The 14,758-nt window shown below is 68.9% G+C and carries 11 protein-coding genes and 1 tRNA gene; 9 read left to right on the top strand and 3 right to left on the bottom strand.

From position 1 onward, the window contains the following. Window positions 1-117: 117 nt before the first annotated feature. Window positions 118-207: transfer RNA gene (locus ACIRDX_RS14980), tRNA-Ser, on the bottom strand. 172 nt (window positions 208-379) lie between these two features. Here ACIRDX_RS14980 and leuC point away from each other — a divergent pair. Then, complete coding sequence (gene leuC, locus ACIRDX_RS14975; RefSeq protein WP_396626241.1) at window positions 380-1,813, top strand: 3-isopropylmalate dehydratase large subunit; 1,434 nt, start codon at window positions 380-382, stop codon at window positions 1,811-1,813. Continuing rightward, window positions 1,810-2,418, top strand: coding sequence for a 3-isopropylmalate dehydratase small subunit 2 (locus ACIRDX_RS14970; RefSeq protein ID WP_396626240.1), 609 nt, complete (start codon window positions 1,810-1,812; stop codon window positions 2,416-2,418). Before leuC ends, ACIRDX_RS14970 begins: the two co-directional genes overlap by 4 nt. A 169-nt stretch (window positions 2,419-2,587) precedes the next feature. On the opposite strand, the gene ACIRDX_RS14965 is transcribed toward ACIRDX_RS14970, so the two are convergent. Continuing rightward, window positions 2,588-3,499: a LysR family transcriptional regulator gene (locus ACIRDX_RS14965; RefSeq protein ID WP_396626239.1), complete on the bottom strand. Its 912-nt coding sequence runs from the start codon at window positions 3,497-3,499 to the stop codon at window positions 2,588-2,590. 120 nt (window positions 3,500-3,619) lie between these two features. Here ACIRDX_RS14965 and ACIRDX_RS14960 point away from each other — a divergent pair, with 120 nt between their 5' ends. The 6 genes from ACIRDX_RS14960 (at window position 3,620) to ACIRDX_RS14935 (ending at window position 12,087) form a co-directional block, all read left to right on the top strand. Then, a complete protein-coding gene (locus ACIRDX_RS14960) occupies window positions 3,620-4,819 on the top strand; it encodes a 2-isopropylmalate synthase (protein WP_396626238.1) in 1,200 nt (399 codons plus the stop codon). Between the two features lie 203 nt (window positions 4,820-5,022). Further along, a complete protein-coding gene (leuB, locus tag ACIRDX_RS14955) occupies window positions 5,023-6,084 on the top strand; it encodes a 3-isopropylmalate dehydrogenase (protein WP_396626237.1) in 1,062 nt (353 codons plus the stop codon). 186 nt (window positions 6,085-6,270) lie between these two features. Beyond that, window positions 6,271-7,176: an amidohydrolase family protein gene (locus tag ACIRDX_RS14950; RefSeq protein WP_396626236.1), complete on the top strand. Its 906-nt coding sequence runs from the start codon at window positions 6,271-6,273 to the stop codon at window positions 7,174-7,176. Between the two features lie 53 nt (window positions 7,177-7,229). Next, window positions 7,230-7,370, top strand: a complete 141-nt coding sequence (locus tag ACIRDX_RS14945; protein WP_396626242.1) for a HepT-like ribonuclease domain-containing protein — start codon at window positions 7,230-7,232, stop codon at window positions 7,368-7,370. 182 nt (window positions 7,371-7,552) lie between these two features. Further along, window positions 7,553-10,465, top strand: coding sequence for a TonB-dependent receptor domain-containing protein (locus ACIRDX_RS14940; RefSeq protein ID WP_396626235.1), 2,913 nt, complete (start codon window positions 7,553-7,555; stop codon window positions 10,463-10,465). After that, complete coding sequence (locus ACIRDX_RS14935; RefSeq protein WP_396626234.1) at window positions 10,465-12,087, top strand: carboxylesterase/lipase family protein; 1,623 nt, start codon at window positions 10,465-10,467, stop codon at window positions 12,085-12,087. Before ACIRDX_RS14940 ends, ACIRDX_RS14935 begins: the two co-directional genes overlap by 1 nt. Window positions 12,088-12,099: 12 nt before the next feature. Here the strand turns inward: ACIRDX_RS14935 and ACIRDX_RS14930 are convergent, their stop codons facing one another. Further along, window positions 12,100-13,344, bottom strand: coding sequence for a M14 family zinc carboxypeptidase (locus ACIRDX_RS14930; RefSeq protein ID WP_396626233.1), 1,245 nt, complete (start codon window positions 13,342-13,344; stop codon window positions 12,100-12,102). Window positions 13,345-13,469: 125 nt separating this feature from the next. Here ACIRDX_RS14930 and ACIRDX_RS14925 point away from each other — a divergent pair, with 125 nt between their 5' ends. Beyond that, the gene (locus ACIRDX_RS14925) at window positions 13,470-14,720 is read left to right on the top strand and encodes an ATP-binding protein (protein ID WP_396626232.1); all 1,251 of its coding nucleotides are present in this window, start codon (window positions 13,470-13,472) and stop codon (window positions 14,718-14,720) included. The last annotated feature ends 38 nt before the right edge of the window (window positions 14,721-14,758 follow it).

Genomic DNA, 14,758 nt, shown 5'->3' with positions numbered 1-14,758 from the left:
CGGGCCGCCAGGTGGCGGCTGGCGGAGAGAGTGGGATTCGAGCTCGCGGGGACAAGCCGCAGGCGAGTGGCCGCGAGCCTGAAGGCGGCTCTGTCCGCCGGGCCGCCAGGTGGCGGCTGGCGGAGAGAGTGGGATTCGAACCCACGGTACGGTTACCCGTACGGCGGTTTTCAAGACCGCTGCCTTAAACCCCTCGGCCATCTCTCCGACCCGAGAGTGTACCCGAGCCCGCCAGACGTCCCCTCGAGATCAGCGCGTTCACGAGTTGATGGAATGTCATCCGGAGCATGGTCGGATGCCTGGCGATACGGCACCTGGCGTGCATTAAACGGATTTATGACCTTCAGTGCGTTAACTGGTGTGGGGTTATACTCCCGCCGTGGGACACACGCTTCTCCAAAAAGTCTGGGATCAACACACGGTACGGACGCTGCCGACGGGGCAGACACAGCTCTTCATCGGGCTGCACCTCGTGCACGAGGTGACCACGCCACAGGCCTTCGACGACCTCCGGCGTCGGGGCTGGCCCGTCAGGTTCCCGCAGCGCACCTTCGCCACCGTCGACCACATCGTGCCGACGGGCAGTCTGGCGCGGCCGTTCCAGGACGTGATGGCCGAGGCGATGCTCACGGCGCTCGAGCGCAACTGCCGCGACTTCGGCATTCCGCTCTACGACCACTCGACGGGCCGCCAGGGCATCGTCCATGTGATCGGGCCAGAACTCGGGCTCACGCAGCCCGGCATGACCATCGCGTGCGGCGATAGCCACACCTCGACGCACGGCGCCTTCGGGGCGGTGGCCTTCGGCATCGGCACGAGCCAGGTGCGCGACGTGCTCGCCAGCCAGTGCCTTGCGCTCGAGCCCCTCAAGGTGCGCCGCATCCGCGTCGAGGGTGTGCTGCCGCGCGGCGTGTACGCCAAGGACGTGATCCTCAAGATCATCCAGGTGCTCGGCGTGAAGGGCGGCGTCGGCTACGCCTACGAGTACGCCGGCTCGGCGGTCGACGCGATGTCGATGGACGAGCGCATGACCATGTGCAACATGTCCATCGAGGGCGGCGCGCGCGTCGGGTACGTGAATCCCGACGAGACGACGTTCGCCTACATGGAAGGGCGCCCGTTTGCGCCGCAGGGCGAGGCGTTCGAGCGCGCGAAGACCTGGTGGCGCAGCCTGGCCAGCGACGCCGACGCGCGGTACGACGATGACGTGGAGCTGCGTGGCGACGCGCTGAGCCCCGTGGTCACGTGGGGCCTGCATCCCGGGCAGTCGGTGGGCGTGGACGAACGCGTCCCGACGCCAGGCGAGGTGGACGCCGAGGATCGCCCGCTCGTGGAGGAGGCCCTGCAGTTCATGGGCTTCGCGCCGGGCCAGCCGATTGCCGGCACGCCGATCGACGTGGCGTTCGTCGGGTCGTGCACGAACTCGCGCCTGTCGGACCTGCGCGAGGCGGCGAAGTTCGTGAAGGGGCACAAGGTCGCCAAGGGCGTGCGCGCGATGGTGGTCCCTGGCTCGCAGAACGTGCTGGCGCAGGCCGAAGCCGAGGGCCTGCACGAGATCTTCCGGGAGGCCGGCTTCGACTGGCGCGGCTCCGGCTGCTCGATGTGCCTCGGCATGAACCCCGACAAGCTCCAGGGGCGCGAGATGAGCGCCTCGTCCTCCAACCGCAACTTCAAGGGGCGGCAGGGGAGCCCGACGGGGCGGACGTTGCTGATGAGCCCCGCCATGGTCGCGGCTGCGGCCATCGCCGGGGAAGTGGTCGACATCCGTGCATTCGAGCCCGCCGAAGCGGCGCTCGCGGGAGGCCGGGCATGAGCGCCATCGTGCGCATCACGCGGGTCGAGGGGCGCCTGCTGCCGCTCCGTGGCCACGACATCGACACGGATCGGATCATCCCGGCGCGCTTCCTCCGCGTGATCACGTTCGAGGGTCTCGAGAAGCACGCCTTCGAGGACGACATCGCGTCGCGGGCGGCGGCGGGCGATCCGCACCCGTTCGCGCAGGAGCGGTTCGCGGGGGCGCGCATCCTCGTCGTGAACCGCAACTTCGGGTGCGGGTCGTCGCGTGAGCACGCGCCGCAGGCGCTGCAGCGCTGGGGCATCTCGGCGGTCGTGGGGGAGTCGTTCTCGGAGATCTTCTTCGGCAACAGCCTGGCCATCGGTCTGCCGTGCGTCACGGCCGCGCCCGAGGACCTCGAGTGGCTGCAGACGCTGGGCGAGACCGACACGCAGGGCACCGCCGTGCTCGACCTCACCACGCTCACGCTCCAGGCCGGCGACCGCGTCGTCTCCGTCGGCGGGCCGAAGGCGGCGCTCGAGGCATTCACCACCGGCGGATGGGACGCCACGGGCCTGCTGCTCGAGGACCAGGCCGCCGTCGAGGCCACGGCCGCACGCCTGCCGTATGTCGGGGGGTTCTGAACAGGCTCAGGGCTCAAGGCTCAGGGCTCAAAGAGCATCAAACAGGCTCGAGGGCCCACAGAGCACACCAGAGTCCAGACGACCGGGGTGCTGGCCTGGGAAACCTCAATCGTCGGAAGGCTTTCTGAGCCTTGAGCCCTGAGCCCTGAGCCGGAGTTTGCGGCCGCGCCTACTCCGCGGCCGCAATCTCCTTCGACACATCCTTCTCGAACCGGCGCGCGATCTCGATGAAGGCGAGCGCCGCGTGCGAGAGCTGCGCCTGCTCCGGATATACGAGGCGCAGGTGGCGGGGGAGTCGAACCTGCGCGACCGGCACGGCCGCCAGCCGTCCGCTGGTGATCTCGGCGATGGCACACCGCCGGGGCAGCAGCGCGACGCCCAGGTCCATCTCCACGGCGCGCTTGATGCCATCCAGGCTGGGCAGCGCCAGCGTGATGTTCAACTGCTCGTGGCGCTGCTCGAACAACCGCAGCACGCGCTCGCGGGCCGGCGACGCCTCGTTGTGCGCGATCACGTTCTGCCGCCCGAACTCCGCCATCGTCACCTGGGTGCGCCCCGCCAGCGGGTGACCCGGCGACGCCAGCATCACCAGCTCGTCGTCTCCGATCAGCACCGACGCGAGCCCCTTCTCGGCTGGCGGGAAGCTGAGGACGCCCACGTCCAGGCTCCGCTGGAGCACCTCGACGCCGATCTGGCGGCTCGGCACGCGCCGGATGTCGACCTGCACCCGCGGGTGGGCCTGGCGGAACAACTCCACGACCGGGAGCACCACATGCACGGCGGCCTCGTTGGCGCCCACGAGCACGCGGCCCCGCTGGAGGTCGCGGAGCTCGCGCACGGCGCTGTCGGCCTCTTCGGCGAGGCGCATCAGCCGCTGGGCGTAGTCGAGGAGCACCCGGCCAGCCTCGGTGAGCTTGCCGTCCTTGGCGGCCCGGTCGAACAGGCGTTCGCCCAGATGGTCCTCGAGGCGCCGGATGGCCTGGCTCACCGCAGGCTGGGTCCGGTGGAGGCGAGCGGCGGCTTTGGAAAAGCTCCGCTCCGAGGCGACGGTCAGGAATACCTGCAGTTCAGCGAGATCCATGAGGTTCTCCGCCCCCACCGTCCGGGAGGCGCGGCAAGCGAGATTATAATTCCAGAAAGATTATAACCTTGACTAACAGGTAGCCCTCCGAGGAACGTGGCATGCAGGAGACCTGTCCGCATGGCTACCGATGTCCTCGTCTTCGATACGACCCTCCGGGATGGCGAGCAAGCGCCCGGCTTCTCCCTGCGCGTCCCGGAGAAGCTGACCCTGGCGCGCCGGCTCGAAGCCCTGGGGGTGGACATCATCGAGGCGGGCTTCCCGATCGCCTCGGCCGACGACGCCGAGTCGGTCAAGCGCATCGCGCAAGAGGTGCAAGGGCCGATCATTGCCGCGCTGGCCCGCTGTACCACCGCCGACATCGAGTGCGCCGGCCAGGCCATCGCCCCGGCCCGCAAGGGGCGCATCCACACCTTCATCGCCACCTCCGACCTGCACCTCGAACGCAAGCTGCGCATCTCGCGCGACCAATGCCTCGAGACGGCGGTCAAGGCCATCACCCTGGCCCGGAACTACACCGACGACATCCAGTTCTCGGCCGAGGACGCCACGCGCAGCGACATGACCTTCCTGGCGCAGGTCATCCAGGCCGTCATCGCCGCCGGCGCGACGACGATCAACCTGCCGGACACGGTGGGCTACTCCACGCCCGACGAGATTCAGGCCTTCTTCGAGGCGATCCGGGCTGCCGTCCCGAGCGCCGACAAGGTCATCTTCAGCGCGCACTGCCACGACGACCTCGGCCTGGCCGTCGCCAACAGCATTGCGGCGCTGCACGGCGGCGCGCGGCAGGTGGAGTGCACGATCAACGGGATCGGCGAGCGTGCCGGCAACGCCGCGCTCGAGGAGATCGTGATGATCACCCGCGTCCGTGCCGATCGCGCGCCGTTCACGACGCGCATCGACACGCGCGAGCTGTTCGGCACCAGCCAGCTCCTCACCGAGCTCACCGGCGAGGCCGTCCAGGCCAACAAGGCCATCGTCGGCCGCAACGCCTTCGCGCACGAGTCGGGCATCCACCAGGACGGGATGCTCAAGGACCGCCGCACCTACGAGATCATGTCGCCCGACAGCGTCGGCGTGCCGAAGACGACGCTGGTGCTGGGCAAGCACTCGGGCCGCCACGCCGTGGCGCAGAAGTGCGAGGCGCTCGGCTTCGCGTTCAGCAAGCGCGAGCTCGACCAGGTGTACCGGCAGATGATCGCGCTGGCCGACACGCAGAAGCACGTGTCGGACGAGGAGCTCGCGGCGATCGCCGCCCAGGTGAAGGCCGAGCACGCGCACCTCGCGCACCCGGTGGGCTACGGGCACGGTGTTTAACGCTTAACGCTTAACGCTTAACGCTCAACACCGGAAGGACGGATAGCCGCGAACAGTGCCGTCCTGAACGCGCTGGCGTGAATCCCGTCGACCGTCAGCCGTTGGTCGCTTCGCATCAACCGTTGGCGTGACTGTGAAGGGCCAAGCGTCAACCGTTAATCGCTAAGCGTTAAGCATTAAGCGTTAAGCGTTATATTTCCCGCATGACTCGCTCGCTCGTGCTGCTCCCTGGCGACGGCATCGGCCCCGAAGTGGTGGCGGCTGCCGAGGTCGTCCTCAAGGCCGTCTGCCAACGCTTCTCCCACCAGATCGACACCCGCAGCTTCGCCATCGGCGGCGCGGCGCTGCGTGCCGGGTTGCCCGTCTATCCGGATGACACGCGCGCGGCCTGCACGGCCGGCGATCCCGTGCTGCTCGGCGCCGTCGGCGATCCCGCGTTCGACCACCTGCCGCGGGAGCAGAAGATCGAGACGGGCCTGCTCGCACTCCGGTCGTCGATGGGCGTGTACGCGAACCTGCGGCCGGCGCGTGCGTGGGAGGGCCTCGAGGACGCGACGCCGTTCAAGCCGCAGCGCATGGCGGGCACCGACCTGATCATCGTGCGCGAGCTGCTCGGTGGCCTGTACTTCGGCGAACCGCGCGGCATCGCGGCCGACGGCCAGTCGGCCTTCAACACGATGAAGTACTCGGTGGCGGAGGTCGAGCGCGTGGCGCGCGTGGCGTTCGCGCTGGCGCGGTCGCGCAGCAAGCGCATGCTCTCGGTGGACAAGGCCAACGTGCTGGAGACCTCGCAGCTCTGGCGCAAGACGGTCACCGCGATGGCCGCTGACTACCCGGACGTGGCGCTCGAGCACCAGTACGTGGACGCGTTCGCGATGAACCTGGCGCTCAATCCCACGCGCTACGACGTGGTGCTCACCGAGAACCTGTTCGGCGACATCCTGTCGGACGAGGCGGGCGCCGTGTGCGGGTCGCTGGGCCTGCTGCCGTCGGCGAGCCTGGGTGACGGCGGCGCGCTGTACGAGCCGGTGCACGGGTCGGCGCCGACGCTCGCGGGCCGCGACGTTGCCAATCCCGCTGGCGCCATCGGGTCGCTCGCGCTCGTCTTCCGCCACAGCTGGAAGCTCGAGGAGGAAGCCGGCGCCATCGAGTCGGCGCTCGCGCGCACGATTCGCGAGGGCCACCGGACCGCCGACCTCGTCACCGCGGGCCAGACGGCGACGCCCTGCTCGAAGTTCGCGCAGCTCGTCGCCGCGCAGCTCTGACCGTTCAGGGGCTGGGGGCTGGGCGCTGGACGAGTTCCCGCCACCGCGCGGGCATGCCGAGCCCCGAGCCCCGAGCTCCTGATTTCTCCGAGCCCCGAGCCCCCAGCCCCTTGTTTCCCCGAGCCCCCAGCCCCTTGTTTCCCCGAGCCCCAAGCTCCTAGCCCCCAGCCCCCAGCCCCCAGCCCGATGACCCTCTCCCGACTGTTGCCGTTCGCGGCTGCCTCTGCCCTCGCGGGCGCGATCCTCCTCTGGCCGGCCGCGCAGCCGCTCACCGCGCAGCAGGCCGTGCCGAAGCGCTTCGTGATCGACGCGCACCAGCACTGGCGCTCCACGCCCGACTACATCCCGACGCTGGTGAAGACCTACCGCGCGCGCAACGCCATGGCGTGCGTGCTCACCCGCATCGAGCACCTCGACGCGTTGATGGCCGCCGCGAAGCAGTACCCGGACGTGATCATCCCGTACGGGCACATCGACGTCGATCACCCGCAGGCGCGGGCCCACGTCGAGACCTTCGCGAAGGCCGGCGTGAAGGGCATCAAGATGCACACGCCGAAGCACAACTGGGACGACTTCGGCTACTTCCCGCTGTACGCACGCATGCAGGAACTCGGGATCGTCGCGCTGTTCCACACGGGCATCGTGTCGGGCAACGGCAGCGGCGAGCCCGAGCAGTCGTCGATGGCGCGCATGCGCCCGTCGTTCCTGCACACCATCGCGCGCTCCTTCCCGAAGCTGAAGATCCACGGATCGCACCTGGGCAACCCGTGGTACGACGAAGCCGCCGAGGCGGCGCGCTGGTCGCCGAACCTGTATTTCGATGTCACCGGATCGACGCTCCAGAAGAAGCAGCACAACCTCACCGTGTTCCGCGAGTACCTGTGGTGGGACGGCCCGGCCGAGCACAGCCCGTCGACGGCCGTGTATGCCTTCGAGAAGCTGGTGTTCGGCACCGACGAGGCGCCGGATGCGCTCGACAGCGTCCTCGCGCGCCACGAGGCGATGCTCGAGGCCAACAAGGTGCCGGAGGCGAGCCGCAAGAAGATCTACGGCGAGACGATGGCGCGCCTGCTGGGCATCACCCCGAGGTAGGGCGCGGTCTCCCGGGCACGCCGCGCGCCGCGCGACGGTGGTCGACCGCACCGCTGACCGCCGGCCTGCGCCATCGACTCGTGCACGACTACGAAGGGCTCGACCACGCCAGGGTGTTCGCGGCGCTGGTCGATGCCCTCGATGACGTCCCGCAGTACCTCGCGCGGATCAACTCCCACCTCACCTCGTCCTGAACGGAACGACAGCCGCATCCCAGGCGATCAGCGGCCCCGCCTGCGAACTCGCGACGTGGCTGGGACGACTCGTCCCTCCGAACCGATGCCGCCTGGCACGGCGTCTGGTGCCGCACCCCTGCCCACCCGCGTACAATCGAGCGCGCTTCAGCTTTCCCCGGTCGTTCGCAGAGGAGATGGTCATGTCTGCCAGGGTGTTCGCGCTCGTCGCGTGTGTGTTGCTGCTTCCCGTCCTCGCGCTGGCGCAGGGCAATCCGACCGGCGCGATCTCGGGCAAGGTGCTCGACACCGGTGGCCTCGCGGTCCCTGGCGCGACCGTCACGGCCCGGTCCCCGGCCATGCAGGGCTCGCGCACCGTGACATCGTCGGAGAGCGGCGACTACATCGTGCCGTTCCTGCCGCCCGGCATCTACTCGGTCACCTTCGAGCTCGCCGGGTTCCAGACGCAGCAGCGCGACGGCGTCGGCGTGGTCATCTCCGAGACGGTCACGGTCAACGTCGCGCTCGGCCCGTCGTCGGTCAGCGAGACGGTGGACGTGCAGGCCAGTACCGCCAACGAGATCGGCCCCGCCCTCACCGTGGCCACCACGTTCAAGGCGTCGCAGATCGAGCTGCTGCCGGTGGGGCGCACGCTCAACGCCGCGGTGCTGCTGGCCCCGGGCGTGCAGGACAACGGGCCCGGCGGCAACATCATGATCTCGGGCGCGATGTCGTACGAGAACCAGTTCCTGATCAACGGCGTGGTGGTCAACGAGAACCTGCGCGGCCAGGCCCGCAACCTGTTCATCGAGGACGCCATCCAGGAGACCAAGGTCTCGACCGGCAACCTGTCGGCCGAGTACGGCCGCTTCCAGGGCGGCGTGGTGAACATGGTCACCAAGTCCGGCGGCAACCGGTTCAGCGGCTCGTTCCGCACCTCGTTCGCCAACGACAGTTGGGGCTCGCTGACGCCGTTCGAGGGCGACGCGGCCGTCGACAAGACGGTGCCTACTTACGAGATCACGTTCGGCGGGCCCGTGCTGCGCGAGCGCCTCTGGTTCTTCACCGCCGGCCGCTTCGAGAAGAACGAGGAGAACCTCACGGCCAGCTACACCGCCTACAACTACACGCGCAAGGACGACGAGAAGCGGTACGAGGGCAAGCTGACCTACGCGCTCACGACGAAGCACACGGCCAAGGCGGCCTACACGAAGCGACGCCTCGACGCCATCAACAACAGCTTCGGCACGATCATGGATGCGCGGTCGCTCTACGACAACGCCAACGACGAGGACCTCCTCTCCCTCAACTACACCGGCGTGCTGACCGACAAGTGGTTCGTCGAGGGGCAGTACTCGGCGCGCGACTACGCGATCATCGGGACGGGCGGCCGGCTGACCGACATCCCCAACGGCACGCCCATCTGGGATCGGTCGAGGGGCCAGGCGCGCTTCAACGCCGCGACGTTCTGCGCGGTGTGCGGCAGCGGCGTCGAGGATCGCAACAACTGGAACGTGCTGCTCAAGACCAGCTACTTCCTGTCGACGCCGCGCTTCGGGTCGCACACGCTCGTGCTGGGTGGTGACCTGTACCGCGAGACGCGCGAGAACGACAACTTCCAGTCGGGCAGCAGCTTCCGCGTCCAGTCGACCGGGGCGGTGATCAACGGGCAGGACATCTACCCGATCTTCCGCGGCGACAACACGACCTTCATCGAGTACCTGCCGCTCGTGGCGCCCACCCAGGGCAACGACATCCGGACGACGTCGTTCTTCGCCAACGACACGTGGCGCCTCAACACGCGACTCACGTTCAACGTCGGCCTTCGCTTCGACCAGAACAACTCGAAGGACCAGGCAGGTGCGCAGGTCGTGGAGGACTCGGCATGGAGCCCGCGCCTCGGCGCGACGTGGTCGATCGACGGCGCCGGCAAGTGGGTGGCCAATGCCGGGTACGCCCGGTACGTGACGGGCATGAGCACCGCGATCGTCGACGCCGGCTCCGCGGGCGGCCGCACGGCCACGTTCAGCTACTTCTACCAGGGGCCGAACGTGAACGCCGATCCCACGCGTCCCCTGCTCACGGCGGAGCAGGCCCTGCCGATCATCTTCGGCTGGTTCGAGGCCAACGGCGGCATCAACCGCGCCACGCGCAACGCGCCGAACATCCCCGGCGTCACCACGACGGTGGGCAGCGGCCTGGTGGCGCCGAGCTCGACCGAGTGGACCGCGGGTCTCGTGCGGCAGCTGGGCAGCCGCGCCACTGTCCGCCTCGACTGGGTGCACCGCGAGTTCACCGACTTCTACGGCGACTTCCGCGACACGAGCACCGGCAAGGTGACCGACCCCACGGGGCGCGTGTACGACCTCACGGTGGTCGGCAACACCGACGTCGCCAACCGGAGCTACAAGGGCCTGGTGGCCCAGGCCAGCTACCGGGCCTCGAGCGTCACGGTGGGTGGCAACTACACGCTGTCGTGGCTGCGCGGCAACTTCGAGGGCGAAGACACGGGCAGCGGTCCGGTGCGCTTCTCGGGTCTCGACCAGCCGGAGTATCGCGGCGAGGCGTGGAGCTATCCCACCGGCAACTTCAACGACCAGCGCCACAAGCTGCGCGCCTGGGTGCAGTACAGCGTGCCGGTGCCGGCGACCCTCGGTCGCCTCGAGCTCGGCTTCCTGCAGCGCTTCGACACGTCCGATGCCTCGAGCATCGACGGCACGATCGACCCGCGTCCCTACGTGACCAACCCGGGCTATCAGGCCACGCCCTCCACGGTGCCGTACTTCTTCGGCGATCGCGGTGCCCTGCGCTACGACGACGTGTTCCGCAGCGACCTGTCGGTGTACTGGGGCAAGAAGATCACCGCGCTCGGCGGTTCCGAGGTCTTCTTCCGCGGCATCGTCACCAACCTGTTCAACCACTCGGCGCAGACGGGCGGCAACGAGACGGTGCTGACGCGCACCAACGACTCGTCCTACCAGTTGTTCAACCCGTTCACGCAGACGCCGGTGCGGGGCGTGCACTACGACCTCGGGCCGATCTTCGGCCAGCCGACGGGTGTGGGCGACTACCAGGGGCCGCGCGATTTCTCGTTCTCGGTGGGCGTGCGCTTCTGATGTCGATCACGGCCCCCACCATCCGTTTCTGCCTGCTGACCGCCCTCCTCGCACTCCCTGCGGCCCGGGACGCGCGGGCCGCTGACCAGGTGACGACCGACCGCGGCATCGTCGAGGGTGCGATGTTGGCGTCGGGAGTGCGCGCGTTCAAGGGGATCCCGTTCGCCGCGCCGCCCGTCGGCGAGCTGCGGTGGAAGGCGCCCCAACCCGCCGCGAAGTGGGATGGTGTGCGCAAGGCCGAGACCTTCGGCCCGGCCTGCATGCAGCGCGCCGTGTTCGGCGACATGGAGTTCCGCAGCAAGGGGACCAGTGAGGACTGCCTCTACCTCAACGTGTGGACCCCTGCGACGTCCGGCGGCGAGAAGCTGCCGGTGCTGGTCTACTTCTTCGGCGGCGGACTCATCGCCGGCGATGGGTCCGAGCTGCGGTACGACGGCGAGAGCATGGCCCGGCGCGGCATCGTCTCGGTCACGATCAACTATCGCCTCAACGTCTTCGGCTTCATGGCCCATCCCGAGCTCTCGGCCGAGGCGCCCTACAAGGCCTCAGGGAACTACGGCTATCTCGACCAGCGCGCGGCGCTGCAGTGGGTCAGGCAGAACATCGCGGCGTTCGGGGGCGATCCTGCGCGCGTCACGATCGCGGGTGAATCGGCAGGGGCCCGATCGGCGGCCGCGCAGGTCGTCTCGCCGCTCTCGAAGGGGCTCTTCATGCAGGCCATCCTGCAGAGCGGCAGCGTGGTCACGGCCACGGACCCGCTCCCGCTTGCCGAGGCCGAGACGCTGGGTGTGCGCTTCATGGAGATGGCCGGGGCCGCCAACCTGAAGGCGTTGCGCGCCATGCCGGCGGCGCAGGTACTCGCGATCACCGCCGATCCCAAGGCCCCGCGCTTCGTGAACGTCGCCGACGACTACCTGCTGCCGTCGCGCGACCTCGTCGCCTACATGGATGCGGGCCAACAGGCGCGCGTGCCCGTGCTCCTGGGCACCAACAGCGCCGAGCAGCAGCCCAGGGCCATCCTCGGCGACAACCCGCCGACGCCGGAGGGCTTTGCGGCGGCCGTGCGCAAGACGTTCGGCGCCAATGCCGACCGCGTGCTCGCGCTCTACAACGGGAAGACCGAGGACGAGGTCCTTGACGCGGCGATGGCGCTCGCCAGCGATCAATGGATGGCGTACGGGGCGTGGCGCTTCGCCGATAGCCACCAGAAGGGCAGCGGCCAGCCCGTGTATCGGTACTACTACACGCGGCCGCGTCCGAAGTTCCTCGGCGCGGCTGACCAGGCCGCCGGCGTCGCGGGCGGCATCGTCACGACGACCGCCCCGCAGGCGCCGCCGCGCGGGGCCGTGCACTCGGCCGAGATCGAGTACGCGCTGGGCACCCTCGCCACCAACACGCACTACGCCTGGGAGAATGGCGACCGCACGGTGTCGCAGACGATGCAGTCGTACTTCGCCAACTTCATCAAGACGGGGAATCCGAATGGCCAGGGCCTGCCGACGTGGCCGACCTACGCCGAGAAGGGCGGGTTCCAGGTGATGCAGATCGACGTCGAGTCGAAGGTGATTCCGGACCAGCGCGCGCGGTATCTGCTGTTGAACGAGATCCTCCGGAAGAAGTAGCCGCGATTCGCGCTACGCCGGCGGCTTCACGCCGGCGTAGCACCGTCCGAGCGCCTGGATGATCGCCGCACCCGACGCCTCGTTGAGCTGACGCGTCTGCAGCACGGCGCCGCCCTCGCACAGCATGGCGGTGATGCCGAACTGCTTGTGAGGGCCGTCGGTCCAGGTCCGGTTCTCGTACTGCCCGACCTTCGCGAGCGTCACCGCTTCGATCAACCCGAGGCGATCGGCCGAGGCGAGGGCCTGACGCAGTGCCGTCCAGTCGCCGAGCGGCCCGCCCTGCAGTTCCGGCCCCGGGATCAACTGCGGTTCGACGATGCCCGACCACGTGTGGATGGCCCAGATGGTGGTGACGGGCGCGCCGGAGGCCATGAGGCCCTCGAGGTCACGCTGCCACACGTACGCCTCGTGCGCCTGCTGCGTGCTGGCGCCCGCAGGGCTGTAGCTGCGGTTCATGTCCACACCCTGCGCGTTCACGCGGTACCAGCCGTGCGAGGGCGCGTCGGGACTCATCATCAGCACCACGTGCACGATCTGGCGCGCCCGCACGTCGGCGCCCGCGTCACTCAGCAGCCAGTCGACCAGTCCCACCAGGCGCCACTGCGAGTTGTGCTCGCCGGGATGCTGGTTGGCGAAGTAGTGCACCCAGCGCCGCGAGCGCGGGTGCGGGCTGGTCGAGGCCGTGATCTCGAGGCGCAGCATGTCGCGCCCGCCGAGCGTCTTGCCCACGGTGTGCACGGTGACGTCGGGGTGCTGGCGCCATCGGGCGATGTGGCCGAGGGCATCGACGTCCCAGGAGAGGGGCGTCTGCGTGCCGATCCACACCTGATCAGCCTGCAGTGGCGGCAGCTGCAGCGTGTCGGCGAGTGGCGAGGCCAGGTAGCCGCGCTCCCACGCCAGCGGGTGCCAGTGCACGCCGTCGTACGAGAACGACTGGTGGTATTCGTTGAACGCGTAATCCTTCCCTTGCGGGAAGACGACATCGAGCCGGGGCGCCCGCCCGCGCGCGTTGCGCAGGATGCGCGCGTTCAGCTTGTTGGGCCAGCCGGGTTGGTTCGGGGCCGCGCCCAGGGCAATCCGGAAGTGATCGGCCCCGACGCGGGTCACCGTCGCACCCTCTGATCCCAGTGGGCCATCGAACGTGAAGTCGGCCACGTCGAGCGAGGCCGGCTGGGCGGAGGTAGCCCGCGCGGTCGCGGGGCGTGCTGTCGTGACGGCGACGGCAAGGGGAGCGGCGAGCAGATCGCGGCGGCGCATGCCCGCAAGGATATGGCGGGTCCGGGCCGTTGACCGTGGGTGTTTTCTGGGAACCGGCAAGTAAACTTTCAAATAGCCGACGTACAATCTTGCAATCAGCCGACCATGAAACTTACAATCAGCCGGTGTCGGACGAATCGCTGTACCCTCGATTCGCAGAGAACGGAGTCCTCGAGGCCCTCGCCGATTCGCCGGTCGTGCTGCTGCGCGGCCCCCGTCAGTGCGGCAAGACGACGCTCGCCCGCCTCGTCGGAGATGCCCGGGGATACACGTACCTGACGTTCGACGATGACGTCTCGCGGGTGGCGGCCGGGAGCGACCCCGCCGGCTTCGTCGATGGTCTGCCTGGCCGGGTGATCCTCGACGAGATTCAGCGGGTGCCTGAGATCTTCACCGCCATCAAGGCGGCCGTCGACCGTGCCCGGACACCCGGTCGATTCCTGCTCACTGGCTCGGCCAACGTCCTCCTCGTACCGGCGCTCGCCGACTCGCTGGCTGGCCGTATGGACATCCTGCGGCTGTTTCCGTTCGCCCAGGCCGAGTTGGCTCGTTCGCCGTCGGGCTTCATCGAGGCGCTGTTCGGTGCGGCCTTCAAGACGCGACGGACGGATCGGCTTGCTGAAGCGCTCACCCAGCGCGTGGTCGCGGGTGGCTATCCGGCGGCGCTGGCACGCCAGCAGCCGCGCCGGCGCGCGGCGTGGTACCGCGACTACCTCGACGCCATCGTGCAGCGTGACGTGCGTGACATGGCGCGCATCAGCGCACTCGACGCGCTCCCGCGACTGCTGTCACTCGTCGCTGGCCAGACGGCGCGGCTCCTCAACGTGAGCGACCTGTCGGCGCCGTTCAGCGTCAGCCGTCCCACCATTCGCGAGTACGTGACCCTCCTCGAGCGGGTGTTCCTGGTCGAGGAGCTTCCGCCGTGGCACACCAACAGGCTGAGCCGGCTCGTGAAGACGCCGAAGGTGCACATCGGCGACACCGGGCTCGCGTGCGCCCTGCTTGGGGTCGACGCGACTGTACTCACGGCCGATCGGGAACTGTTCGGCCAGCTCCTGGAGACGTTCGTGTACCAGGAACTGCGGCGCCAGGCGTCGTGGCAGCCGGACCCGCTGTCGTTCTTCCACTACCGCGATCGCGACGACTTCGAGGTCGACATCGTGATCGAGCGAGGCGCGCGCCACCTGGCTGGTATCGAGGTCAAGGCGTCTGCGACCGTGCGCGAGTCGGACTTTCGCGGCCTCCGCAAGCTGCGCGATGCGGCCGGCTCACGCTTCACGTGCGGCGTCGTGCTGTACGACGGCGAGCTTGCGACCGCGTTCGGCGACCGATTGTTCGCGGTGCCGGTCCGACGCCTCTGGGAGACCCCGGCGTGACGTGACCGCGTCACGCCGCTTGCCCTGAGCGACGTCGA

Origin of the sequence: Luteitalea sp. (assembly GCF_044337415.1) — a bacterium.
In the GTDB taxonomy this organism is placed as follows: domain Bacteria; phylum Acidobacteriota; class Vicinamibacteria; order Vicinamibacterales; family Vicinamibacteraceae; genus Luteitalea.
Note: the sequence above shows the minus strand (reverse complement) of the source record. Positions and strands in the feature narration are given on the sequence as shown.

Excerpts from the sequence above, each read along its gene's own strand:
- ACIRDX_RS14940 (WP_396626235.1), top strand. The coding sequence starts at position 7,553 with ATGTCTGCCAGGGTGTTCGCGCTCGTCGCGTGTGTGTTGCTGCTTCCC.
- ACIRDX_RS14970 (WP_396626240.1), top strand. The coding sequence starts at position 1,810 with ATGAGCGCCATCGTGCGCATCACGCGGGTCGAGGGGCGCCTGCTGCCG.
- ACIRDX_RS14935 (WP_396626234.1), top strand. The coding sequence starts at position 10,465 with ATGTCGATCACGGCCCCCACCATCCGTTTCTGCCTGCTGACCGCCCTC.
- leuB (WP_396626237.1), top strand. The coding sequence starts at position 5,023 with ATGACTCGCTCGCTCGTGCTGCTCCCTGGCGACGGCATCGGCCCCGAA.
- ACIRDX_RS14950 (WP_396626236.1), top strand. The coding sequence starts at position 6,271 with ATGACCCTCTCCCGACTGTTGCCGTTCGCGGCTGCCTCTGCCCTCGCG.
- ACIRDX_RS14960 (WP_396626238.1), top strand. The coding sequence starts at position 3,620 with ATGGCTACCGATGTCCTCGTCTTCGATACGACCCTCCGGGATGGCGAG.
- ACIRDX_RS14930 (WP_396626233.1), bottom strand. The coding sequence starts at position 13,344 with ATGCGCCGCCGCGATCTGCTCGCCGCTCCCCTTGCCGTCGCCGTCACG.
- ACIRDX_RS14965 (WP_396626239.1), bottom strand. The coding sequence starts at position 3,499 with ATGGATCTCGCTGAACTGCAGGTATTCCTGACCGTCGCCTCGGAGCGG.